The 23,260-nt window shown below is 73.7% G+C and carries 19 protein-coding genes and 2 pseudogenes; 4 read left to right on the top strand and 17 right to left on the bottom strand.

Annotation, left to right across the window (positions count from 1 at the left end; translation table 11 throughout):
- Positions 1 to 17 precede the first annotated feature (17 nt).
- Positions 18 to 491 carry an anthrone oxygenase family protein gene (locus tag ACFPIJ_RS58325; protein ID WP_380128193.1) on the top strand — a complete coding sequence of 158 codons (474 nt, stop codon included), beginning with the start codon at positions 18 to 20 and terminating at the stop codon, positions 489 to 491.
- Positions 492 to 552: 61 nt separating this feature from the next.
- Here the strand turns inward: ACFPIJ_RS58325 and ACFPIJ_RS58320 are convergent, their stop codons facing one another.
- The 8 genes and pseudogenes from ACFPIJ_RS58320 to steA form a co-directional block, all read right to left on the bottom strand.
- Positions 553 to 1,137 carry an NUDIX domain-containing protein gene (locus ACFPIJ_RS58320; protein WP_380128192.1) on the bottom strand — a complete coding sequence of 195 codons (585 nt, stop codon included), beginning with the start codon at positions 1,135 to 1,137 and terminating at the stop codon, positions 553 to 555.
- A 79-nt stretch (positions 1,138 to 1,216) separates the two neighbouring features.
- Positions 1,217 to 2,926 carry a CTP synthase gene (locus ACFPIJ_RS58315; RefSeq protein ID WP_380128191.1) on the bottom strand — a complete coding sequence of 570 codons (1,710 nt, stop codon included), beginning with the start codon at positions 2,924 to 2,926 and terminating at the stop codon, positions 1,217 to 1,219.
- A gap of 70 nt (positions 2,927 to 2,996) precedes the next feature.
- Positions 2,997 to 5,093, bottom strand: a complete 2,097-nt coding sequence (locus tag ACFPIJ_RS58310; protein ID WP_380128190.1) for a hypothetical protein — start codon at positions 5,091 to 5,093, stop codon at positions 2,997 to 2,999.
- Between the two features lie 34 nt (positions 5,094 to 5,127).
- Positions 5,128 to 6,213 (bottom strand): glycosyltransferase family 4 protein, encoded by a 1,086-nt coding sequence (locus ACFPIJ_RS58305; RefSeq protein ID WP_380128189.1) that lies wholly within the window; start codon positions 6,211 to 6,213, stop codon positions 5,128 to 5,130.
- A gap of 3 nt (positions 6,214 to 6,216) precedes the next feature.
- Positions 6,217 to 7,815, bottom strand: a complete 1,599-nt coding sequence (gene murJ / locus ACFPIJ_RS58300; RefSeq protein WP_380128188.1) for a murein biosynthesis integral membrane protein MurJ — start codon at positions 7,813 to 7,815, stop codon at positions 6,217 to 6,219.
- A gap of 206 nt (positions 7,816 to 8,021) precedes the next feature.
- Positions 8,022 to 8,744 (bottom strand): annotated as a pseudogene (locus tag ACFPIJ_RS58295) (hypothetical protein); the annotation flags it as partial.
- Between the two features lie 544 nt (positions 8,745 to 9,288).
- Positions 9,289 to 10,242, bottom strand: a complete 954-nt coding sequence (locus tag ACFPIJ_RS58290) for a copper transporter (RefSeq protein ID WP_380128187.1) — start codon at positions 10,240 to 10,242, stop codon at positions 9,289 to 9,291.
- Positions 10,243 to 10,282: 40 nt separating this feature from the next.
- A complete protein-coding gene (gene steA / locus ACFPIJ_RS58285; RefSeq protein ID WP_203853928.1) occupies positions 10,283 to 11,455 on the bottom strand; it encodes a putative cytokinetic ring protein SteA in 1,173 nt (390 codons plus the stop codon).
- A 15-nt stretch (positions 11,456 to 11,470) separates the two neighbouring features.
- On the opposite strand from steA, the gene ACFPIJ_RS58280 reads away from it, so the two are divergent.
- Positions 11,471 to 11,863, top strand: a complete 393-nt coding sequence (locus tag ACFPIJ_RS58280; RefSeq protein WP_380128971.1) for a PASTA domain-containing protein — start codon at positions 11,471 to 11,473, stop codon at positions 11,861 to 11,863.
- Between the two features lie 249 nt (positions 11,864 to 12,112).
- Here the strand turns inward: ACFPIJ_RS58280 and ACFPIJ_RS58275 are convergent.
- The 7 genes and pseudogenes from ACFPIJ_RS58275 to ACFPIJ_RS58245 form a co-directional block, all read right to left on the bottom strand.
- Positions 12,113 to 12,565 (bottom strand): annotated as a pseudogene (locus ACFPIJ_RS58275) (DedA family protein); the annotation flags it as partial.
- 51 nt (positions 12,566 to 12,616) lie between these two features.
- Entirely contained in the window at positions 12,617 to 13,408 is a 792-nt protein-coding gene (locus tag ACFPIJ_RS58270; protein ID WP_380128186.1) for an MOSC domain-containing protein, read from the bottom strand.
- A 359-nt stretch (positions 13,409 to 13,767) separates the two neighbouring features.
- A complete protein-coding gene (gene recN, locus ACFPIJ_RS58265; RefSeq protein WP_380128970.1) occupies positions 13,768 to 15,525 on the bottom strand; it encodes a DNA repair protein RecN in 1,758 nt (585 codons plus the stop codon).
- A 39-nt stretch (positions 15,526 to 15,564) separates the two neighbouring features.
- Entirely contained in the window at positions 15,565 to 16,467 is a 903-nt protein-coding gene (locus ACFPIJ_RS58260; protein WP_380128185.1) for an NAD kinase, read from the bottom strand.
- Positions 16,464 to 17,264 carry a TlyA family RNA methyltransferase gene (locus ACFPIJ_RS58255; protein WP_380128184.1) on the bottom strand — a complete coding sequence of 267 codons (801 nt, stop codon included), beginning with the start codon at positions 17,262 to 17,264 and terminating at the stop codon, positions 16,464 to 16,466. Before ACFPIJ_RS58255 ends, ACFPIJ_RS58260 begins: the two co-directional genes overlap by 4 nt.
- Complete coding sequence (locus ACFPIJ_RS58250) at positions 17,264 to 17,422, bottom strand: hypothetical protein (protein ID WP_380128183.1); 159 nt, start codon at positions 17,420 to 17,422, stop codon at positions 17,264 to 17,266. Before ACFPIJ_RS58250 ends, ACFPIJ_RS58255 begins: the two co-directional genes overlap by 1 nt.
- A 65-nt stretch (positions 17,423 to 17,487) precedes the next feature.
- Positions 17,488 to 18,165 (bottom strand): phasin family protein, encoded by a 678-nt coding sequence (locus ACFPIJ_RS58245; RefSeq protein ID WP_380128182.1) that lies wholly within the window; start codon positions 18,163 to 18,165, stop codon positions 17,488 to 17,490.
- A 125-nt stretch (positions 18,166 to 18,290) separates the two neighbouring features.
- On the opposite strand from ACFPIJ_RS58245, the gene ACFPIJ_RS58240 reads away from it, so the two are divergent.
- Entirely contained in the window at positions 18,291 to 18,629 is a 339-nt protein-coding gene (locus tag ACFPIJ_RS58240) for an SCP2 sterol-binding domain-containing protein (protein WP_380128181.1), read from the top strand.
- Here ACFPIJ_RS58240 and ACFPIJ_RS58235 read toward each other — a convergent pair.
- Both ACFPIJ_RS58235 and ACFPIJ_RS58230 read right to left on the bottom strand, forming a co-directional pair.
- Complete coding sequence (locus ACFPIJ_RS58235) at positions 18,626 to 19,645, bottom strand: HAD-IIA family hydrolase (protein WP_380128180.1); 1,020 nt, start codon at positions 19,643 to 19,645, stop codon at positions 18,626 to 18,628. The two genes, ACFPIJ_RS58240 and ACFPIJ_RS58235, sit on opposite strands and share 4 nt — an antisense overlap.
- Positions 19,638 to 20,849, bottom strand: a complete 1,212-nt coding sequence (locus tag ACFPIJ_RS58230; RefSeq protein ID WP_380128179.1) for a tetratricopeptide repeat protein — start codon at positions 20,847 to 20,849, stop codon at positions 19,638 to 19,640. Before ACFPIJ_RS58230 ends, ACFPIJ_RS58235 begins: the two co-directional genes overlap by 8 nt.
- Here ACFPIJ_RS58230 and ACFPIJ_RS58225 point away from each other — a divergent pair.
- Positions 20,739 to 22,802: a hypothetical protein gene (locus ACFPIJ_RS58225; RefSeq protein ID WP_380128178.1), complete on the top strand. Its 2,064-nt coding sequence runs from the start codon at positions 20,739 to 20,741 to the stop codon at positions 22,800 to 22,802. The genes ACFPIJ_RS58230 and ACFPIJ_RS58225 overlap by 111 nt on opposite strands.
- Positions 22,803 to 23,260: the final 458 nt, after the last annotated feature.

The following is a 23,260-nucleotide window of genomic DNA, read 5'->3' as shown; positions in this document are numbered from 1 at the left end:
ACGGTTGACTGAACCGCATGGAACAGTTGCGCAGCGCCGTCCTCGCCACGGCGACCCTCTTCGTCGGCCTGTCCACGGGCGTCTTCTTCGCCTACTCGACCTCGGTCATGCTCGCCCTGCGCCGCGTCGACGACCGCACCTTCGTCGACGTCATGCAGAAGATCAACTCGTCGATCCTCAACGGCTGGTTCCTCGGCGCCTACGTGGGCGCGCTCGTCGCCGCGATCGTCGCGGTCCTGCTGCACCTCGGCGGCGCCCACCGCGCGATGCTGCCCTGGCTGATCGCGGCGACGCTGCTGTACGCCGTGGTGTTCATCGTCACGGCCGCGATCAACGTGCCGCTGAACAACCAGCTCGACGCCGCCGGGCTGACGGACCCGGCGGCGGCGCGGGCGGTGTTCGAGGCGTCCTGGAACCGCTGGAACACGGTCCGCACCGTCTCCTCCGCCGCCGCGCTGCTCACGCTGGCGATCGCGCTGCTGCGCGCGTGAGTGATCCGGTAGACCTGGTGCAGTCACGGGGGTGCACGAGGTCTACCGGGTCATGCGAACGTCAGGTCGCCGACGACGCCGGCCGCAGGGTCTTCCAGTCCCGGTCCCGGGCGTGCGCGGCGCCCAGCACCCCCACCAGGCACGCCGCGTTGGTGATCTCGCCGCTCAGCGCCATCCCCACCGCCGCGTCGAGGTCGACCCAGTGCAGTTCCATCTCCGCCTCCTCGTGGGTACGGGCATGGCGGTCCGCGTCCGGCACCGGCGAGATGTCCCGGGCCAGGAAGAGCCGGATCTTCTCGTTGGAGCAGCCGGGCGACGGGTGCACCTCGGTCAGCAGGTCCCAGGTCGCGGCCGCGAGGTCGACCTCCTCGGCGAGCTCCCGGGCGGCCGCGTCGACGAGCGGCTCCCCCTCGACGTCGACCAGCCCGGCGGGCAGCTCCCACAGCACCTGCCGCACCGCCGGCCGGTACTGCCGGACGAGCGCGACCCGCCCGGCGGTGTCGACCGCGACGACGCCGACCGCACCCACGTGGACCATGTAGTCCCGCTTCGCGGTGTCACCGCCGGGCATGACGACGTCGTCGGTGAAGATCGCGAACACCTTGTTGCGGAGGCGTTCCGTGTGCGACAGCACCTCGTACGTCACGCCGTCCCCTCCGCTTCGCTCCGGCGACGGCTCAGGCTGAGCTCATGATGAGCGATCTCTCCGCTGCGCTCCGGACCGCTCATGCGTCGACCGTTTCCAGCTCGACGGGCAGCCGGTCGGCGGCGTTGTACGCGACGGCCGCGCCGACGAACGCCGCGAACAGCGGGTGCGCCCGGGTCGGGCGGCTCTTGAGCTCCGGGTGCGCCTGGGTGGCGACGAAGAACGGGTGCCGCTCCCGGTCCAGCTCGACGAACTCGACCAGGCGCCCGTCCGGCGACGTGCCGGAGATCAGCAGCCCCGCGGAGGTCATGGCCTCGCGGTAGGCGTTGTTCACCTCGTACCGGTGGCGGTGCCGCTCCGACACCTCCGGCGCGCCGTACGCGTCCGCGGTGAGCGTGCCGGGCGCGAGGACCGCCGGGTACGCGCCGAGGCGCATGGTGCCGCCGAGGTCGCCCTTGCCGGCGACGATGTCCTGCTGGTCCGCCATGGTGGAGATGACCGGGTCGGTGGCGTCGCCGTCGAACTCCAGGGAGTTGGCGCCCTCGATGCCGGCGACGTTGCGCAGCACCTCGATCGTCATGCACTGCAGGCCGAGGCACAGGCCGAGGGTCGGGATGCCGCGCTCCCGGGTGTACTGGGCGGCGCCGATCTTGCCCTCGATGCCACGGACGCCGAAGCCGCCGGGGATGACGACCCCGTCGACGCCGGCGAGGGCCTGGGCGGCGCTGGCCGGGGTGGTGCAGGCGTCGCTGGGCACCCAGCGGATCTCGACCCGGGCCCGGTGCGCGAACCCGGCGGCGCGGACCGCCTCGGTCACCGACAGGTACGCGTCGGGCAGGTCGACGTACTTGCCGACGATCGCGACGGTCACCGTCTGCCGCGGGTGGTGGACCCGTTCGAGCAGGTCGTCCCACTTCTTCCAGGCCACGTCCCGGAACGACAGGCCGAGGCGGCGCACGACGTAGGCGTCGAGGCCCTCCTCGTGCAGCACGCGCGGGATGTCGTAGATGCTCGGCGCGTCCGGCGCGGACACGACCGCTTCGGCGTCGACGTCGCAGTACAGGGCGAGCTTGTTCTTGGTCTTCTCCGGGATCTGCCGGTCGGAGCGGCAGACGAGCGCGTCCGGCTGGATGCCGATGCTGCGCAGCGCGGCCACGGAGTGCTGGGTCGGTTTGGTCTTCAGCTCGCCGCTCGGCGCGAGGTACGGCACCAGCGACACGTGCAGGAAGAAGCAGTTGTCGCGGCCGATGTCGTGCCGCACCTGGCGGATGGCCTCCAGGAACGGCAGCGACTCGATGTCGCCGACGGTCCCGCCGACCTCGGTGATGATCACGTCGGGTGCCACGCCGTCGGCGTCGGGGGCCGACATCGCCCGGATCCGGGCCTTGATCTCGTTGGTGACGTGCGGGATGACCTGGACGGTGTCGCCGAGATACTCCCCGCGCCGCTCCTTGGCGATGACCGCCGAGTAGATCTGGCCGGTGGTGACGTTGGCGTTGCGGGACAGGTCCTGGTCGAGGAACCGCTCGTAGTGACCGATGTCGAGGTCGGTCTCGGCGCCGTCCTCGGTGACGAACACCTCGCCGTGCTGAAACGGGTTCATGGTCCCGGGGTCGACGTTGAGATACGGGTCCAGCTTCTGCATGACGACCCGCAGACCGCGGGCGCTGAGCAGACTGCCGAGGCTGGAGCCGGTCAGACCCTTGCCGAGTGAGGAGGCGACGCCCCCGGTGACGAAGATGTGCTTAGCCTGCCGGCTCGCACCGGTCCGTGTCGAAGAGCGATCCACGGGAGTTCAGCCTAACAGCAGGTGAACGGCCCCGCTCCGGACACTCCGGGCCGCTCAGCCGTTGGGACGCTCACCGGGTCCGGTCATCGGCGTGGTCCAGCACCCGCAGGCACGCCAGGACGGTCAATGGCGCCGCGGTGGCGAGGGCGGCGCCGAGGACGTTGAGCGACACCCCTTCCACGACCCCGGCGAGCACGCTGGCCAGCACCAACCCGACCAGGGCGCCACGGACCGGCGGGAACACCCCGAGCAGCCGGCGCACCCCGCCCCAGTCCCGGAGCAGCACGAACGTCACGTAGAGGACGGTCCCGATGACCAGGATCGTCAGCGGGCTGGTGACCGTCGTCACCACGTTCGCCTCGCCGATGCGCCGCGCGATGTACCCGGCGGTGCCGTCCTGGGTGCGCACCAGCAACCGGCCCACGCTGCTGCGCTGATCCTCGGGGCGGAACAGGTCCAGCACCCCGATCCCGGCGGTGACGGCGAGCGCCGCCGCGACCGCCCAGATCAGCCGGGTGATCGTCAGCCACCCGCCGACCGCGAGGGCGGCGGCCGCGCACACCCCGGCGGTCAGCGCCACCGCGCCGGAGGCGTCGGCGCCGAGGTACGGGCTGCCGATGACGATCATCCCGGCCGCGCCGACGACGGCCATGACGAACGGGCGCCAGCGCCGCTCGAACCGCTGCGCGAGGCTGGCACCGCCGAGCAGCACCCCCGTGACGAGCAGCCCGAGGCCGATGACGCCGACCCCGGCGTAGCGGCCGCCGGCCGCGGCGGAGTAGCCGGCGACGCCGTTGAGCTGCAGCCGCGCCCCGGTGAGCACGTCGAGCGTGACGGCGAGGGCGCCGACGGCGGCGACCCCGCCGAGCGGCGCGTTGGCCCGGCTCCGCGACGACGACCACGCGATGACGAGGGTCGCGACGGCGAGCGCGGCGAGAGTCACGCCGGCGAACCCGAGCCCCGGCGACGACCACCGCCACCACGGCAGCAGGTCCGCGACGAGCGCCGCCGGCACCGCCAGGGACGCGGCGATGAGCAGCACCTCGGCGGCCCGCACGACGACCCGCGGCGCCGGCGGGTGCGCGACCGGCCCGGCCGGCCGCCGGGCCCACCGCAGCAGCGGCACGACCAGCACGAACAGGGCCAGTTCGGCGACGACGAGCAGCGTGAAGAACGTGGAGCCGACCCGCTGCTGGACGCTGGCCTCCCGGTCGGCGTCGGCGAGCCGCTCGACGGCCCGGCCGACCGAGGCGGGCCGGCCGTCGCTCATCGTGGCCGCGCCGCCGGCGAAGAGCTTGCCGGGGATCGGCCGGTCCAGGGCGGCGAGGGCGGTCGGGGCGAGGTCGACGACCTGCACGTAGCCGGGCCGGGACGTCGACGGTGAGGTGAGCCAGCCGCCCGTGTAGCCGGGGCCCTGCGCGATCGCGACGTGCAGGCGGGTGCCGGCGTCCAGGTCGGACAGGCCGGCGAGCACGACCACGGCCCGGGCCGGCCGGGCCGCGATGACCGTGGCGAGGGCCGCGTCGGCGCGGCGGGCGTCGCCGGCGCGGGACGCGGCGTCGTTCCCGGCGATCTGGCCGAGGTCGACGAGCGTCAACGCGCACGCCGACAGCACGTTCTCGTCGACGGTGTCGGCGTAGCGGTCGACCCGCCCGTACGGCCTGGCGGCGGCGACGGCCGCCCCCGGGCCGACAGCCGTGGTGCAGCGCACGCCCTCGGCGAGGGCACCCGGCTGGGCGCCCCAGTGCAGCGCCCGGTTCTTCGCCACGACCCCGTCGTGGTCCGGCAGCGACGCGCCGGTCTTCGTCCCGTCCGGCGTGATCGACACCGCCAGGGGCGGGCACTCGGAGGTGATCGGACCGCTCGTGTACGTCGCGTAGTTCCCGGCGCCGAGCGTGAGCCAGCCGTCACCGGCGCAGGTGACCCGCCGCGCGGAACGCACCGACAGCGCGCCGATCGCGCCGTCCTGCGCCAGCTGCCACATCGTCGGGGTGTCGGTCGGGTTCACGTCGTCCCAGCGCAGCCCGGCGACCCCGACGATGATCACGTAATCGGCGGACGGCGGCGCCGTGGCCGAGTCGGGCCGCGGGATCAGCGCGAGCAGTGCGAGGACCCCGACGAGCAGGGACAGCAGCGCCGGGGTGGAGCGATGCAGCCGGTGCCGCATCAACGCTCCCCGCGGGGACGGCCGGTCACGCCCTTCACGCCCTGCCGGCGGTTCCTGGCAGCTGCGCGTACACCGCCTCGACCTGCGCCAGGGTGTCGCCTTCGGTCGGCCAGGTCGCCGCCCGCTCCAGGCCCCGCCGGCCGAGCTCCCGCAGCGCGGCCGGGTCGGCGAGCAGCGCCTCCGCGGCGGCGGTGAACCCTTCGACGTCGTGCGGCTCGACCAGCCGGGCGCCGTCGCCGACCACCTCCGGGATCCCGCCGACGGCGGTCGCGAGCAGCGGCACCCCGGCGGCCAGGGTCTCCTGCACGAACAGCGGCTGGCCCTCCCACACGCTGGTCACCACGACCAGGTCGGCGGCGGCGAGCAGGTCCGGGATGTCGTCGCGATAGCCGAGCAGGTGCACCGGCGCGTGCTCGGCGGAGATGCGCTGCGCCAGGGTCATGTACGAGGGGCCGCTGCCGGCGATCGCCACGAACGGCTGCGGCTGGGACCACTTGGCCGCGACGAGGGTCTCGAACCCCTTCTGCGGGTGCAGCCGGCCGACGGCGAGGACGAGCGGCTGGCCCGGCTCCACGCCGAGTTCCTCGCGCATCTCGTCGCGGCCGCGGGTGGCGGCGGGCCGCACCGGGGCGGGCACGAGCGCGAGCCGCACGTCCCGGCCGCCGAGTTCGCGGGCCCGCTGGACGAGGTCCGTCGACACGCCGAGGGTCACGTCGGCGGCGCGGGCGACCCGCCGTTCGAGCGGGTGGTAGAGCTTCGCCCGCAGGCCCTGCGCCAGGACCAGGTTGTGCCAGGTGACGACGAGCGGGGTGCCGGCCGGGCGGCCGAGCGCGGCGACGAACCCGGCGCGCAGCCCGTGCGCGTGGATGACCGCCACGTCCCTGAGCGACCTGCGCAGCGCCCGGACGGCGAGGACGTCACCCGGTTGCGGGCTCGCCGGGATCTCGACCGGCACGAACTGCGCGCCCCGGCCGCTGAAGCCGAACTGGGTGTCGGTCGCGGCGGGGCCGTGCACGCTGACGTCGTGACCGTGCGCGACGAGGCCGTCGACGAGCATGCCGACGTGCCGGCCGACGCCGCCCGTGCTCGACGCCAGGACCAACGCGATGCGGGCGCCCACCCCTCAGCCCCTCCTGTGTATGAGCCGCTGCAGGGTCCGCCGGTCCGTGACCGCCACCCCGGCGAGGAACACCACCGCCACCGCGACTCCGCACAGCATGCCCTGTGCGACCGCCCCGGGGACATCGGGGGTCCCGCCGCCCCAGAGCAGATGCCTGATCGTCAATGCCACGGTTGCCGCGACGGTTGCCGATGCGACGGCCGCCGCGACGGTACGCCCGGCGCCGGCGACCGCGTCACCACCGGCCCTCGCGCGGACCGCGACGGCCAGGGCGGCCCCGAGCACGAGCATGCCGATCGAGTTCGCCGCCGCGATCGCCGCGACCCGCCGGTCCAGCGGCAACCCGGCGGCGAGGGGCACGGCGGTGGCGGCGGCGACCGCCCAGCCGAACCCGGTCGCCCAGGCCGCCGCGTAGGCGTTGCCGCCCGCGTACAGGGCCCGGGACAGCAGCGCGAACAGCCCGTAGCCGATCAGCCCGGGCGCGAACCAGGTGATGCCGCCGGCCAGCTGCCCGACGTCCGGCGGCTCCGACGACAGCTCGGCGAGGATCACCGCGACCGGCTCCGCGAGCACGACCAGCGCCGCCGCGCCGAGGCTGGTCAGCACCACGACGGTGCGCACCGCCGGGGCCAGCACCGCGGCGAACCGGTCCCGGCCCTCCGCCCCGCCCGCGCCGGCTTCGGCCAGCGCCGGGTACGCGGTCGTCGCCACCGGCACGGCCAGGACCGCCCACGGCAGCAGGAAGATCGTCTGGGCGAGGCTGTACACGACGACGACGCCCCTGCCCGCGTACCCGCTCAACGCGATCGCCAGCCCCAGCACCAGCTGCTGGCTGCCGACGGTGACGATCCCCGCGACGACAAGCGGCTTGAGCGCGCGCACCTCATGGGTGTCGAACCGCAACGTCGGGCGGATTCGCAACCGGAGCCGGCTCAGCGGGATCAGCAGGCTCAGCGTGAGCACCGCCACGGCCAGGGTCGTCCCACCGGACAACAGCCACAGGTCGGCGTCGTCGACCTGCTTTCCGCTACCGACGATGTCCGCCCCGCGTCCGGCCAGGACGCCGAACGCCACGTACACCGCCATCACGGTCAGGCTCGACAGCAGCGGCGCGATGACCGGCCAGGCGAAGCGGCGGTACGTCTGCAGGGTGCCCGTCAGGACGATGCCGACGCCGTACAGCGGCAACTGCGGCGCGAACACGCGCAGCATGTCCGTCCCCGCGTCGACGGCCTCGGCGGGCTGGGCCCGCATCAGCAGCCCGACGAGCGGCCGGGCCAGCACCGCCACCAGCACCGCGAGGGGAACGAGGATCACGACGACCCAGCCGAGCAGCGCCGACACGGTCCGCCCCACCTGCTGCCGGTCCTGCCGCGCGACCGCCCCGGCGAGCAACGGCACGACGAGACTCGCGAGGGCCCCACCGGCGACGAGCTCGAAGATGATGTTCGGGATGGTGTTGGCGGCCGTGTACGCATTGCCGAGGTACGTCGGCCCGACGGCTCCGTTGAACACCAGAATGCGCGCAAATCCGGCAAGCCGGCTCAGCATGGTGAGCGCCGCGACGACTGCCGCGGCTCCGACGAGCCGCTTTCCGGTCACCCGTCGCGACGCGGTCTCGGCGACGGCTTGGCCTTCGCCTGCACATCGGCGTGCTGGCTGTGGTCCTGCCGGCCTTGCTGGCTTTGGGTTGTGTCTTGCTGGCTTTGGCTTTGCTCGTCCGGTGCCTGCTCGTCCGGTGCCTGCTCGTCCGGTGCCTGCTCGTCCGGTGCCGATGCGGGTCTGGCCGGAAGGGTCGTCGGGCGCAGGCGGCCGAACTGGTCGATCGCCCGCAGCGCCGGGGTCTTCTCGATGACCTGGGTGAAGCTGACCTTCTCACTGGCCGCGGTCAGCGCGACGAGCCCGGCGAGCGCGGCCAGGCGCCCCCAGGTGCCGGTGCGGGCCACGTACGCGGTCCCGAGCACCGCCCCGAGCGCGTTCGCCCCGGCGTCGCCGAGCATGATCTCCTCGCCGAGGTCCGCCGCGAGCAACGCCCCGGCCGCGCCGAGCGCCCCAGTCGCCGCACCCCCGCCCCGGCCGACCGCCAGCGGCGCCCCGACCAGCATCCCGGCCTTGATCGCCCGCCCGGGCCGCAGGTCGAGCAGGTTGAACAGGTTCGCCGTCCCCGCGATGACCCCGGCCCCGAGCAGCACGTCGACCACCCGCCGCCTGGGCAGCAGCGCGGCGGCAACCACCCCGGCCGCCCCGACCCCGACAATCTTGATGAGGCCGCTGGTGACCCGCCCCTCCTTGAGCGCCCCGAGGTGCCCCCGGAACCCTTTCGCCGCGTGCTCCGGCCGCCCACCGACGAGGTCGTCGTAGAATCCAACCGCCCCCGCGCCAAGCCCGGCGACCGCCACGGCCCCCATCACCCGAGGCCCCCGCCCAGTCCAGACCACCCGCCGCCGCGCATCAACACCCAGCGCCACTGATCCACTACGCGAATCAAGGTCAATTAGGTGGTGCGGGGTACGGTGCATGGAAGCAGGCAGCCCACCGGCGGCACCCACCTCAGCCGCCACGGCCCGCCCGCCGTCCCCGTTGCGACGCCTCGGCGCCTGACGGCTCCCCGAGTCGCTCCCCCGACGGCCTCCCGAGCGACCGCCCGCGCCCAGACCCGCGATGGCGCCGCCGGTGGCCGCGGCGGTGGCGGTGGCACGAGCCTGGCGGCTCCCCGAGCGTCCGCTCGCAGTGGCGGCGGCGTCAGCAGCGCGAGCCTGGCGGCCCCCCGAGCGGCCGGCCGCGCCTAGGCCGTTGGCGGCGTTGGCGGCGTTGGCGGCGCGAGCCTGGCGGCGGCGTCCTGAGCGTCCGGCCGCGCCCAAGCCGTCGGTGGCGGTGGCGGCGCGAGCCTGGCGGCTCCCCGAGCGGCCGGCCGCGCCGAGGACCGCGCCCACGGTGGCGCCGACGGCGAGGGCGGGGCCGCCCGCGAGGGAGACGGTGCGGCCGCGGAAGTTGGTGCGGTCCAGGGCCGGCAGGCCACGCAGCTCACGCAGCACGGCCCGGGCGGCGGCCGCCCCGGCGACGGCGGCGAGCAGCTTACGAACCACTGGCCGCGCTCGCCGTCTTGGGCAGCAGGCTGGTCGCGCCGCTGCCGATGCCGTAGTGGCCGGCCTTGCCGCCGAGCCGCTCGACGAGGGCCATGACTGCGGCGACTTGGCCGTAGGCGGTGACGGCGTTGTCCACGGTGGACACGTCCTTGGCGATCGAGGCGTCGTCGCGGACCGAGGACACCAGGCCGTTGGCCGACAGGCCGGCCACGACCACGTCGCCAGAGAGGGCGACGTCGAGGCGGCTGACGACGGTCAGCGCGGCGGCGTTGCGCTCCTTGGCGTCCTTGCCGGTGGCGGGCGCACCGGCGACGACGATGACCACGTCGGCGGGGGTCTTCAGGTCACCGTCGAGGCCGATGTAGCCGCCGTTCTGGTACGCGGACAGGACCTTCCGGGTGCCGTCGACCTGCGGCGTGCCGGCCTTGTCGGCGACGAGGACCGCGGCGAGCAGGGCGGCGGAGGTCTCCTGGCCTTTGCCGTTGTTGGGCAGGGCGCCGATGATGGCGGGGGGCGCCGTGGAGTCGGCGAGGTCCAGCAGCGTGCTGTCGCTGACACCGGCGGAGAACTTCTCCTTGATCGTGACCGTGCCGGTGAGCTTGGCGCCGGCGGTCTGCAGCATGGTCGTGATGCCGTCGGCGGCGGTGTCGACGTCCTTGTCGTTGCCCTCGATCTTCACGAGCAGGGCGGTGTGGCCGACGAGCTTGCCGTTGAGCAGCATCGGGGCGACCTCGGTGGCGAAGTCCGAGTTCTTCTTGAGCTCGGCCCGCGACTGGTCCAGGTCGTCGCGCAACTGTTCCTTCTCGTCAGTGATCTTGTTGACCTGGTCGTTGAGGTTCTCGGCGAGCGGCCCGTTCGCCGCCGCGGTCCCGACGACGAGGCCGATGGCCAGCGCCAGGAAGACGGCGGCCAGCGACACCACGTGGTACCGGAAGTTGATCAAGGTCGGTCCCGTCCAGGAGAAACAGCGCCAGGCAACGGCACTAGGAGAACAGCGTGAAGATCAGGTTGTCCCACCACTCGGCGATGACGCTCAGATAGGCCCGGCCGATCGTCGTCACCGCGAGCGCCGCCGCCATCGCGGCGATCGCCGAGGCCAGCAGCAGGACCAGCGACGAGCCCGACAGACTCTGCCGGTAGAGCCGGCTGACGCCCTTGGCGTCCACCAGTTTGCCACCGAGCTTGAGCCGGGTGAGAAAGGTGGAGGCCATGCCGCCGCGACCCTTGTCGAGGAACTCGATGAGGGTGTTGTGGGTGCCGACCGCCACGAGCAGCGACGCGCCCTTCTCGTCGGCGAGCAGCATCGCGATGTCCTCGCTCGTCGCCGCCGCCGGGAACGTGATCGCCTCGACGCCGAGTCGCTGCACCCGGGCCAACCCGGGGGCCCGCCCGTCGGGATACGCGTGCACGACGACCTCCGCGCCGCAGCGCAGCACGTCGTCGGAGACCGAGTCCATGTCGCCGATGATCATGTCGGGGGTGTAGCCGGCCTCGACGAGCGCGTCGGCGCCGCCGTCGACCCCGATCAGCACGGGCTTGTACTCGCGGATGTACGGCCGCAGCACGTCGATGTCGGCCTTGTAGTCATAGCCCCGGACCACGATCAGGCAGTGCCGCCCGGCGATCTCGGTCTGGATCTCGGGCACGCCGACGCCGTCGAGCAGCAGCGCGCGCTCCTGCTTCAGGTACTCCATCGTGTTGGCGGCGAACGCCTCCAGCTGCACCGACAGGCCCTCCCGGGCGTCGGCCATCGACAGCGCGACCGTCTCGGCGTCCTGCCGCTGACCCTTGGCGACCGCGTCGTCACCGACATATACGGTGTCGCCCTCGATACGGACGGACTCGCCCTCACGGAGCCGGTCGAACAATTCCTCGCCGAGGTCGTCGACGAGCGGGATCCCGGCCTTGATCAGGCCTTCCGGCCCCAGGTTGGGATAGCGGCCCGACACCGACGGCTTCGCGTTGAGCACGGCCGCGACCCCGGCCGCGACGAGCGAGTCGGCCGCGACACGGTCGAGGTCGACGTGGTCGATGACCGCGATCTCACCGGGCCGCAGCCGCCCCACCAAGCGTTTGGTCCGCCGATCCAGCCGCACGACGCCACCGATGACACCCGGCTCGGCGGGCCGGGTGCGGCGCAAGGTTGGAAGTCGCATCTCAACCATCCTGGCATGGACCCCCGACAAAAGCCGGGCACGACATGTCCACTAGCAGGTGGAACGCCACTTTTCGCGCAAAGGGTGACGCCCGTCACCTTCTTGTACTGTCAGCCAGGCGACACATTTCCCGCGTATTCACGACGGCCCCGGGTCCCTCTTGTCCGTGTACGCATCGGAAGGAGTGCCGCAGTGAACCTCTCGTCGATCAGCCTGACCCTCGTGCCCAACCTCACCGGGAAGTCGCCCACCGAGGCCGCCACCGAGCTGCGCGCCGCCGGGCTCGAGCTCGGGGTGATCCGCGAGGTCGGCCCTAGCGGCAGCATGATCGTGCTGGAGCAGTCGACCCTGCCGCTCACCGTCGCCCCACGCGGGACCCGGGTCAACCTCCTCGTCGGCGTCGCGTGACGCAACCCGCCCGAACGCGTCCGCGTCACGCGACGCAACCCGCCCGAACGCGTCCGCGTCACGCGACGTGACCGGCCCGAACCCGTCCGCATCACGCGACGCGACCCGCCCGAACCCATCGGCGTCACGTGACGTGATCCGCCTGAGCACCTCGGCGACCACGAGCAGCGACGCCGCGCCGGCGTACGCGAGCAGCAGCGCCTGCCACATCCGCCCGTCCAGGATCCGCCCGCAGCCGTACCCGATGGACCCCGCCAGGCAGGCCCACACGCTCACCCCGACGGCCGTCCACGCCCGGAACCGCCCAGCTGGGTAGCCGACCACGCCGGCAGCGAGCGCCGAGGCCGACCGCCCGCCGGGCAGGTACCTCGCGAACACCAGCACCTGCCCGCCGCGGCCGGTCAGGGTGCGGTGGGCCCAGGCGTACACCCGCAGCCCCCGCCGCCGGGTCCGCAGCCGGCGCAGCACTCCCGCCCCGGCCCTGACCCCGATGCGGAACGACACCATGTCCCCCGCGAACGCCCCGGCCGCCGCCGCGACGATGACCAGCCAGATCGCCGGCCGCCCCGTCTGCGCCGACACCACGGCGACCGCGATCAGCGTCGACTCGCTCGGCGACAACGGCACGACCGCGTCGAGTGCCGCCACCACGAACACGACCAGCACCACCCACGGCGTCGCCGTGACCGACTCAACGACCATCGCCCGACTGTCCCGCGACGGGCCGAACACCGACCGTCGCGCGGACGACCGTCAACCGTCGGTTTCGATACGTCCCGACTGCTCGACGGCCGCGTACCAGCCGAAGCACGCCGCCGTCCCGAACTCCCCCACCGGCATCCGGTAGTGCTTCGCGAGGGTCCGCAGCAGCCCGGTGTCACCCGCGCCGCCCCCGTGCCCCAGCGACGGCACCACGCATCGCGGCGTCGGCACCTGCACCCGCAGCCGCACCCCACCGACCTGCACCACGTCCCCCGGCTCGGGGTCGTCCGGCAGGTCGAGCAGGAGGTTGGGCCGGAACCGCCGGTGGTCGACGGACGCACCGTGCACCTCGGCGAGCCGCTCCAGCGCGCCGGTCGTCACGGCGTGCACGGCGCCGAAGTCGTGGAACCGCCCGCTGCCGATCGTGCTCAGCACGTCGCTGCCGGCCTCTGCCGCGGCCGCCCAGGAGGGGATCATGCCGGGTTCGCGCGGCCAGAACCGGTGCAGCACGGCCCCTTCCGGCACCACGTCGGTCACCGTCACCGCCCGCCCCAGCCACGACGACAGCAGCGCACCGGCGTCGGCGACGCCGTCCCGGTCGAGGACCGCGGTCCTGCCGTCGGGCAGCCACACCCCGTCGCCGCGAACGGTGACCTGCAGCAGCCGCTCCCAGAGCCGCGGCTGCTTCGCGCTGACGACAACACCGTCGGGGTCGATGCACGCCCACCGCCGGTCGCCCACGAGCCCGTCCGGGGCGACGTCGACCTCGTCGAGCTGCTCTCCGCCCGCCGACTTCATCGGGTACCGCCAGATCCTCGCCGCCCGCACCCCACCACTCCCCATGGTCCGCATCCGGCACCCGCCGCCGCGACACGAACCCTCGACGGCACCCGGCGCCCAGCATAGTGCCGCAGTACCCGCCGATTGATCTTGCGAGATTGATCAGAGCCACCCACGACTTCGATCTGTGAGCGGTCTTGTCAGACGGTGGCGGCGTAACAAGCCGAACGATTTCCGGGGTCAGGGAGCCTGTTGCGAATGCCGCGAAACACCGACCCGCGAAACACCGATCCGTGAAACACCGATCCGTGAAACACCGGCCGCGAAAAGAGGAAGACCGACCCGCGAAGAACCGAACACCGCCCCCGGCGCACAACACGCGCCGCCGCGGCGCAACTCCACGCCACGGCGGCAGCACGGTGTCAGTGGTGGGACTTCTCCCGGTCGGCGACCGACAGCAGCTCCTCCGCGTGCGCGATGCCGAGATCCGAGTCCGGCAGCCCGGCCAGCATCCGGGCCAGCTCCCGGGCCCGGTCGGTGTGCTCCACGACCCGGACCCCGCTGGTGGTGACCGCGCCGCCGGTGTCCTTGGCGACCACGAGGTGCCGGTCGGCGAACGCGGCCACCTGCGGCAGGTGCGTCACCACGAGGACCTGGTGGTCGCGGGCGAGCCGGGCGAGCCGCTTGCCGATCTCGACCGCGGCGGTGCCGCCGACGCCCGCGTCGACCTCGTCGAAGACCAGGGTCGGGGGGCCGCCGACGCCGGCGAAGACGACCTCGATGGCCAGCATGACGCGGGACAGCTCGCCGCCGGAGGCGCCCTTCTGCAGGGGCTGGGCGGGGGCGCCCGGGTGCGGCAGGAGCCGCAGCTCGATGTCGTCGGCGCCGTCCGGGCCGACGCCCGCGTCGGTGCCGTCGGCGGTGGGGACGGTAGGTCCGCCACCGGCGGGCTTCGGGCCGACGACGACGTGGATGCGGGCGTGCGGCATGGCGAGGCCGGCCAGCTCGACGGTCACGTCGGCGGCGAACCTGCCGGCCGCCTCCTGACGGGCCGCGGACAGCGTGGCGGCGACCTCGGCGACCTCGCCGTGCAGCCGGCGGCGCTCCTTGTCGAGCTCCTCGAGGAGCTCGTCGGAGGTGTCGAGCTCACCGAGCTTGGTGCGGGCCCGGTCGGCCCAGGCGACGACGCCGTCGACGTCCTCGGCGTACTTGCGGGTGAGCGCCCGCAGCGCGGCGCGGCGCTCGTAGACCTCCTGGAGGCGGCCCGGGTCCGCGTCCAGGGACGCGAGGTAGCTGCCGAGCTCGGTGGACACGTCGCCCGCGAGGGTGGCGACCTCGTCGAGGCGGGCGGCGAGCTCGCCGAGGACCCGGTCGACGCTCGTCTGCGCCTCGAGGGTGCGGCGGGCCGTGGAGAGCAGGCTCAGCACGTCGGTGACGTCGTCGCCGTCGCCGGTGCCGGTCAGGGAGACGTGGGCGAGCTGGGCGGCGCTGCGCAGGCCCTCGACGTGTTCGAGCCGCTGGGCCTCCTCGCGCAGCAGCTCGTCCTCGCCGGGCTGCGGGTCGACGCGGCTGATCTCGTCGAGGCCGAGGCGGAGCAGGTCCGCCTCCTGGCTGCGCTGCCGGGCGTTGGCGCGGCGGTCGGCGAGGTCGTCCTCGACGGCGCGCCAGCGCGAATACAGCTCCGCGAACCGCCCGAGCAGCTTCTCGTGCTCCGGCCCCGCGTAGCGGTCCAGGGCGGCCCGCTGCTCGGCCGGGCGCAGCAGCCGCAGCTGGTCGGACTGGCCGTGCAGGGCGAAGACCCGCTCGCCGACCTCGGCGAGGACCGCGACGGGCACGGTGCGGCCGCCGACGTGCGCCCGGGACCGGCCCTCGGCCGTCAGGGTGCGGCTCATCAGCAGGGTGCCGTCGTCGTCGATCTCGGCGCCGGCGTCGACGATGCGGCCCTCGACCGCCGCGCGCAGGTGCGCGGGCAGCCTGAGCCGGCCGTCGACGGTCGCTCGACCAGGGTCGGCGCGGACCCGGCCCGCGTCGGCGCGACCGCCGAACAGCAGGCCGAGGCTCGTCACGACCATGGTCTTACCCGCGCCTGTCTCGCCCGTGATGACGGTCAGGCCCGGTCCGAGGGGCAGGGTGGCGTCTTCGATCACGCCGAGTCCGGTAATGCGGAGTTCCTCCAGCACAACCAGAGACACTAGCCGCGCGGTACGACACTTCTCCACTCAGCCGTGCCGTTTGTTGTGTCTCCAACCATCGACCGGCAGGGCGAACTTCGCCACGAGGCGGTCCGTGAACGGTCGCTCACGCAGCCGTACCACTCGAACGGGTAGCGCGCCCCGCCGGACGGTGACCGTCGATCCGGGGGCGAGGTCCATGACCCGGCGGCCGTCGCAGGACAGCAGCGCGAAGCTGGTGAACGGCTCGACGTTGATCGTGATCGTCGAGGAGGGCGCGATCACCATGGGCCGGCTGAACAAGGCGTGCGCGCTGATCGGCACCAGCAGCAGCGCCTCCAGCTCCGGCCAGACGACCGGGCCGCCGGCGGAGAACGCGTACGCCGTCGAACCCGTCGGCGTGGCGCACACGACACCGTCGCAGCCGTACCGGGACAGGGGCCGGCCGTCGACCTCGACGAGCAGCTCCAGCATCTTCTCCCGGGCGCCCTTCTCCACGGTCGCCTCGTTGAGCGCCCACGAGGAGCCGACGGGCTGGCCGTCGTGCTCGGCGAAGACGTCGACGGTGAGCCGCTCGTCGACGGTGTAGGTGCCCTCGACGACCTCCCGCACCGCCTTGTCGACGTCGCCGATCTCGGCCTCGGCGAGGAAGCCGACCTTGCCGAGGTTGATGCCGAGCAGTGGCGCCTTCGCCGGCCGGGCCAGCTCCGCCGCCCGCAGCAGGGTGCCGTCGCCGCCGAGCGCGAACACGATCTCGACGCCCTGCGCGGCGGTCTCGCCGCTCACCGGCACCGCGCGGGGGATGTCGAGCTCGTCGGCCTCCTCGGCGAGGACCCGCACGGTGAAGCCCGCCGCGAGAAGGTCGGCGGCCACGGTGCGGGCGTGCTCGTTGTTGCTGCGCTTGCCCGTATGGGTGACGAGCAACGCCTCACGAGCCGACGAAGCGATCACGAAACCCCCAACGAAGCCACGGCGTACACCGCGTCGGGCGACACCGGCGGCGCGTCGCGACGCAGCCACAGGAAGAACTCGACGTTGCCGGACGGTCCCGGCAGCGGGCTGACCGTGACCCCGGCGACGCCGAGGCCGAGCTGCGCCGCGGCGGCGGCCACGTCCAGCACCGCCTCCGCCCGCAGCGCCGGGTCCCGCACCACGCCACCCTCGCCGACCCGTTCCCGGCCCACCTCGAACTGCGGCTTCACCATCGGCACGAGATCGCCGTCAGGCGCCGTGCAGGCGGCGAGCGCTGCCAGCACCAGCCGCAAGGAGATGAATGACAGGTCGGCGACGGTCAGGTCGGCGGGCCCGTCGATCTGCTCCGGGGTCAGGGTGCGCACGTTGGTCCGCTCGATCACCGTCACCCGCTCGTCGGTGCGCAGGGACCAGGCGATCTGGCCGTAGCCGACGTCGACTGCCGCGACGCGGGCCGCGCCCCGGCGCAGGAGCACGTCGGTGAAGCCGCCCGTGGACGCGCCCGCGTCAAGACACCGCCGCCCGTGCACAGGCAGCGCCTCGAACGCGTTCAGCGCCCCGGCGAGCTTGTGCCCGCCCCGGGACACGTAGTCGTCGCCGGTCGACTCGCCCAGGACGTGGACCGGGTCGGCCGGGTCGACCTGGGCAGCGGCCTTCCCGGCCAGGACGCCCCGCACCTCGACGCGTCCCTCGGCGATCAACGCGGCCGCCTGCTCCCTCGATCGGGCCAGGCCGCGGCGCACCAGCTCGGCATCGAGTCGTGTCCGCCGCGCCATCACCGTTCCTCGATCGTGCCCAACATCTCCTGCAACGTGCGGTGGGCATCGGCGTACACCGAAACCTGCCGCTGCAACGGCAGCGACGCTACCCCGTTCAACGCCTCGACCGCCGCCTCGACCCGGCCGAGTGTCGCCGCGCCCGGCGGGCCCGGCATCGGACCGGGGGTCGGGCCGGGGCCGTGACCAGGCACGGGACCAGGCACGGGTCCGGGCGTGACGCTCACGAGGACGCCGCCCGCTTGCGGGGCGTGGTCTTCTTCACAGGCGCTACGTCGGACGCTTCGGCGATCTTGTCCACGGCGGCCTTCGCCGCCGCCTTCTTCGCCGGGCCGCTGCGCTTGACCGGTGCCGCCTTCGCAGGGGCCGCAGTCTTCGCGGGGGCCGCAGTCTTCGCGGGGGCCGCCGCCTTCGCAGCCGGCGCGGTCTTCGCGGCCGGCGCCGCCTTCGCGGCCGGCGCCGCGGTCTTCTTCGCCACGGTCCGCTTCGCCACCGTCTTCTTCGCCGCGGCGACGGCGGGCGCGTCGGAGGTCTCCACGATCTCCGCACCGACCGGCAGCGCCGGCTCCGGCTCCACCGACGGCGCGGTCGCGGCCACCGACGCCGCCTTGAGCTGCGCCTCGAGCTCATGCACGCGGGTGGTCAGCGCCGAGACCTCCTCGGCGGTGGCGAGACCGACGGCGCCGAGGGCACGGTCCAGCTCATACCGGACGAGCTTGGTCACCGCCTCCCGGTTGGCCGTGCCGGCCTTCACCAGGTCCTCGGCCATCACCTGCAGCTGCTCCGCCGTCGCGCCGCTCCTGCCGACCAGCTTGCGGACGGTCTTGGTCGCCTTCTTGGTCGTCGCCTCGGTCATGCCGTACGCCAGTTCCAGGTATGCCCGCCAGGCTTCCTGAGCCATGCTTGCGCCTCTCCTCCAAGTGGTGTACCGCTGTTCACGCTACCGGGCGGTCCGTGACGCCGTACGGTACGGTCACAATCCAAGTGTCCGCATTGGACATTTGGATGCACGGAAACGGGGGAAACATGGCCACGGTTGAGGAATGCCGCGCGGCACTGCAGAAACTCGCGGCACGGCTCGCCGAGAACGCCGCGGCGGCCAGGGAGAAGCTCGACTTCGACCGTTCCCTCGCCTGCCGGGTCACGGATCTGAACGTCGCGTTCCACGGCCAGCTGCAGGGCGGGCAGATCTCCGGCCTGACCGACGGCGACGACCCCCGCGCGAAGATCAAGCTCACCTCGACGAGCGACGACCTCGTCGCCCTCGTCAACGGTGAGCTCAACGTCATGCAGGCCTGGACCGGCGGCCGCATCAAGATCGACGCCGGGGTGTTCGACCTGTTGAAGCTCCGGAAGCTCCTCTAGAGCTTCATCCAGCTCAGCGCCGATTCCGCCGCCTCACCCGTCGCCGTCACCGGCCGGACCTCTCCGGCCGCCCACGCCACGGCGCACAGCGCGGTCAACGCGTCGATGCGTCGGCCGTCGCCGGTCAGCTCCCACCGGTCGCCGTGGTCCTCGACCCGCCACTGGTTCGTCCCGGCGGCCGGCGGCGCCTCGAACAGGCCCGCGAGGTCCTCGGCGACGAACGTGGGCCGCCGCTCGACCGGCGCGGCCAGGAGCTCGGCGGCGTCGCTGACCCCGGTGAGGACGAGCAGGCTGTCCATGCCCGCCCGGTACGCACCCTCGATGTCCGTGTCGAGCCGGTCCCCGACCACGATCGGGTGCGTCGCCGCCCGTTCCCGGGCCGCCTCGAGGAACAGCGTCGGGTCCGGCTTGCCGACGATCGTGTCCGGCTGCCGCCCCAGCGCCGTGGCGAGGGCCGCGACCAGCGACCCGTTGCCGGGCAGCGGGCCCCGCGGCGACGGCAGCGTCTTGTCGGCGTTGGTCGCGATCCACGTCGCGCCGGCGCGGATCGCCACCGACGCGTCGGCGAGGTCACGCATGGCGACGTCCGGCCCGTACCCCTGCACGACCACCTCGGCCTCCAGGGCCTCGGTGACCGGCCTGAGCCCCACGGCCCTGACCTCCTCCTGCAGCGCCGGCGCACCGAGGATCAGCACGGGCGTGCCCGCCGCGAACCGCTCGGCGAGCAGCAACGCGGTCGCGTGCGCGGACGTGACCACCTCCCGCACCTCGGCGGGGATGCCGATCCTCGTCAGCAGCGCCGCCACGTCACCGGGCAGCCGCGACGCGTTATTGGTGGCGTACGCACTGGGCACGCCCCGCGCACGCAACCGCGCACACGCCTCGGCGGCGCCCGGGATCACCTGGTCGACCAGGTACAGCACCCCGTCGAGGTCGAAGATGACCAGATCGTAGTGGCTGACGAGGTCCCCGCCGGCGGTGTCGCCGGCGGGGATCGGCGCGGTCGTGTCAGGCACGCGTGGTCCCGCTGTCGTCACCGTCGCCGTCGGCCTGGGTGTCGGTCGAGGGGGTGGCGTCGCCGTCACGGTCGTCGTCGGTCTCGCCGTCGGTCTCGTCGTCGGTCTCGCCGTCGGTCTCGCCGTCGGTCTCGCCGTCGGTCTCGCCGTCGGTCTCGCCGTCGCCGTCGCCGTCCGTGTCGTCGTCGCGGTCACCGGTACGCGACGCGTCGGTCACCCGGTCGTCGTCCCCGCCGTCGCCGCCGGGTGCGTCGCCGTCACGGTCGTCGTCCTCTTCGTCTTCGTCGTCTTCTTCGTCGTCGTAGTCGTCTTCGTCGTCGCGGTCGTCTTCATCGTCCGCGTCTTCGTCGTCGTCTTCGTCGTCATAGTCGTCCGCGTCGTCTTCGTCCTCGTCGCGGTCGTCCTCGTCGTCTTCGTCGTCCTCTTCGTCGTCGTAGTCGTCTTCGTCGTCGCGGTCGTCATCGTCGTCCGCGTCTTCGTCGTCGTCTTCGTAGTCGTCCGCGTCGTCTTCGTCCTCGTCGCGGTCGTCGTCCTCGTCGCCGGCGACTGCGTCGAGGTCCTCGTCGTCGCCGTCCTCGTCGCCGTCCAGGACGATGCCGTCGAGCTCGAGCAGCCGCTCGGCCGCGTCCGTGGCCAGGTCCTCGTCGAGATCGGCGGCGCGCGCGAACCACTCGCGGGCCTCTTCCCGGCGACCGGCACGCAGGAGCGCGTCGGCGTACGCGTACCGCAGCCGCGCCGCCCACACCGCGTCGGGCGCCGACGTCAGCTCACGCACCTGCAGCATCGCCACGGCGGCGTCGTGCTGACCCATGTCACCCCGGGCCCCGGCCGCGACGATGAGCAGCTCGACGATCTCCTCGGCGGTCAGCTTCTCCCGGTCCGCGGTCCGGAACAGGTCGATCGCCTTCTCCGGCCGCTCCAGGGCCCGCTCACAGTCGGCGATGACCGCGATGTGCGTCTGCCGTCCGGTCATCCGGTGGTACGTCCGCAGCTCACCGAGCGCGGTCTGCCACTCCCCGGCGTGGTACGCGGCAAGCCCCGCAGCCTCCCGCACCACCGCGATACGCGACGCCTTCCGCCGCGCGACGAGCGCGTGGGCGAGCGCGAGCTCCGGGTCGTCGTCGATGAGCTGCCCGGTCGCGATGAGCCGCTTGGCGACCTCCTCCGCGACGGGCCGGGCCAGGGAGCTCAGCTCGCTGCGCACCTCACGGTCCAGCTCCGACGGGTCGATGTCGTCGGCGAGCACCGGGTCCGCGACGCGGCTGACCGTCTCCTCGCCCTCGACCTCCTCGGCGACGAACCCGGGGTCGCTCTGCCGCGGCCGGTACCCACCGGCGTCGTTGCGCCGCAGCCCCTCGGGCCGCTGGAAGCCCGCGCCACGCCCGCCGGAGTCCCGGTCCCGGTACCCACCGGCACGCGGCCCGCCGTCCCGCTGCCCGGGACGGTCGCCCCGGTCACGGCGGGGACCACCCCGGTCGCCGCCGCCGTCGCGGTCCCGGAAGCCACCGGGACGCTCGCCACCGGCGGGCCGGTCACGGAAGCCCGGCCGGTCGCCGCGGTCGCGGAAGCCGGGACGGTCACCACGGTCGCGGAAGCCGGGACGGTCACCACGGTCCTCGCGGTCGCGGAAGCCACCGGGACGCTCGCCACGGTCGCCGCCGGCACGGAAGCCGGGACGGTCGCCACGGTCGCCACGCGGGCCACCGTCACGATCACGGGAGCCACCGGGCCGGTCGCCACGCGGGCCACCATCACGGTCACGGAACCCACCGGAGCCGCTGGGACGGTCGCCACGCGGGCCACCGTCACGGTCACGGAACCCACCGGGCCGGTCGCCACGGGGACCGCCGTCACGGTCACGGAACCCACCGGAGCCGCTGGGACGGTCGCCACGCGGGCCACCGTCACGGTCACGGAAGCCACTGGGACGGTCGCCACGCGGGCCACCGTCACGGTCACGGAACCCACTGGGCCGGTCGCCACGCGGGCCACCGTCACGGTCACGGAAGCCACCGGGACGGTCGCCACGGGGGGCGCCGTCGCGGTCACGGAAGCCGCCGCGGTCGCCGCCGTCGCGGAAGCCGGGACGGTCGCCCCGGTCGCGGTACGCGGGCCGGTCCCCACCATCACGGTCACGGAACCCACCGCCACGGGGGCCGCTGTCGCGGGACCCGCCGTCACGGTCCCGGAATCCACCGGAGCCGGCGGGCCGGTCACCACGGTCGCCACCACGGAAGCCGCCGGGACGGTCGCCACGGTCGGCGCCGCCACGGAACGGCGGACGGTCGCCACGGGAAGCGTTGTCACGGAACGGCGGACGGTCGCCGCGCGGGCCACCGTCACGGTCCCGGAACCCACCGGAGCCGCTGGGCCGGTCGCCACGCGGCGCCCCGTCGCGGGACGAGGGCCGGTCGTCACGGTCGCGGAACCCACCGCCACGGGGACCACTGTCACGCGGGCCACCATCACGGTCACGGAACCCACCGGAGCCGCTGGGACGGTCACCACGGTCTGCGCCACGGAACCCGGGACGGTCACCACGGTCGCCACGGTCAGGGCGCGGGCCACCGTCACGGAAGCCACCGGGCCGATCGCCGCGCGGGCCACCGTCACGGTCCCGGAATCCACCAGAGCCGGCGGGCCGGTCACCACGGAAGCCACCGGGCCGGTCACCACGGTCGCCGCCACCGAACCCACCGGGACGGTCGCCACGGTCGGCGCCGCCACGGAACGGCGGACGGTCGCCACGGGAAGCGTTGTCACGGAACGGCGGACGATCGCCGCGCGGGCCACCGTCACGGTCCCGGAACCCACCGGAGCCACCAGGCCGGTCGCCACGGTCGCCACGCGGGCCACCGTCACGGAACCCGCCGGAACGCTCGCCGTCGCGGAACCCCGGACGGTCACCACCGGAGCGGAAACCACCACCAGCGCCACCGGAACGGAAGCCGCCCGGCCGCTCACCACGGTCACCACGCGGGGCCCCGTCACGCGGTCCGCCGTCACGGTCGCGGAAGCCGCCGGAGCGCTCGCCACCTTCGCGCGGCCGGAAACCACCGGAGCGCTCGCCGTCGCGGTACCCGGGACGGTCACCGCCGGCACCGCCGGACCGGTAGCCACCCGAGCCGCCGGCGCCACCGGACCGGGAGCCACCTGAGGAGCCACCGGAGCGGTACCCACCCGAGCTGCCGGATCCGCCGGTACGGTCGCCCGACCGGTAGCCGCCGGAGCGGTCACCGCCGGTCGTACGGTCACCGGAGCGGTACCCGCCGCCGTCACGGTCGCGGGAACCGCCGGAGCGGTCACCGCCGGCCCGCGGGGCGCCGTCGCGCGGGGTACGGGAACTCGAAGACGAGCCGCGGTCGCGGTCGGCGCCGGTCCAACGGGGCTTGCGGTCACCGGACGCGGGGCGATCTCCCCGGTCCTGGCCGCCCTGGTTATCGCGGTCGTGGGGTCCTGCGGTCACGACTTCATCCTTCCCGACCGGGGTGCGCTGCATGCACTCGACCCGGTAAACGAATTAAGGGCCGCCCTAGGCAGGGCGGCCCTTAATCGAAAATTTGTCCGGCGGCGTCCTACTCTCCCACACTCTCTCGGGTGCAGTACCATCGGCGC

The sequence above is a fragment of the Dactylosporangium cerinum genome (assembly GCF_042653625.1).
GTDB lineage: Bacteria > Actinomycetota > Actinomycetes > Mycobacteriales > Micromonosporaceae > Dactylosporangium > Dactylosporangium cerinum.
Note: the sequence above shows the minus strand (reverse complement) of the source record. Positions and strands in the feature narration are given on the sequence as shown.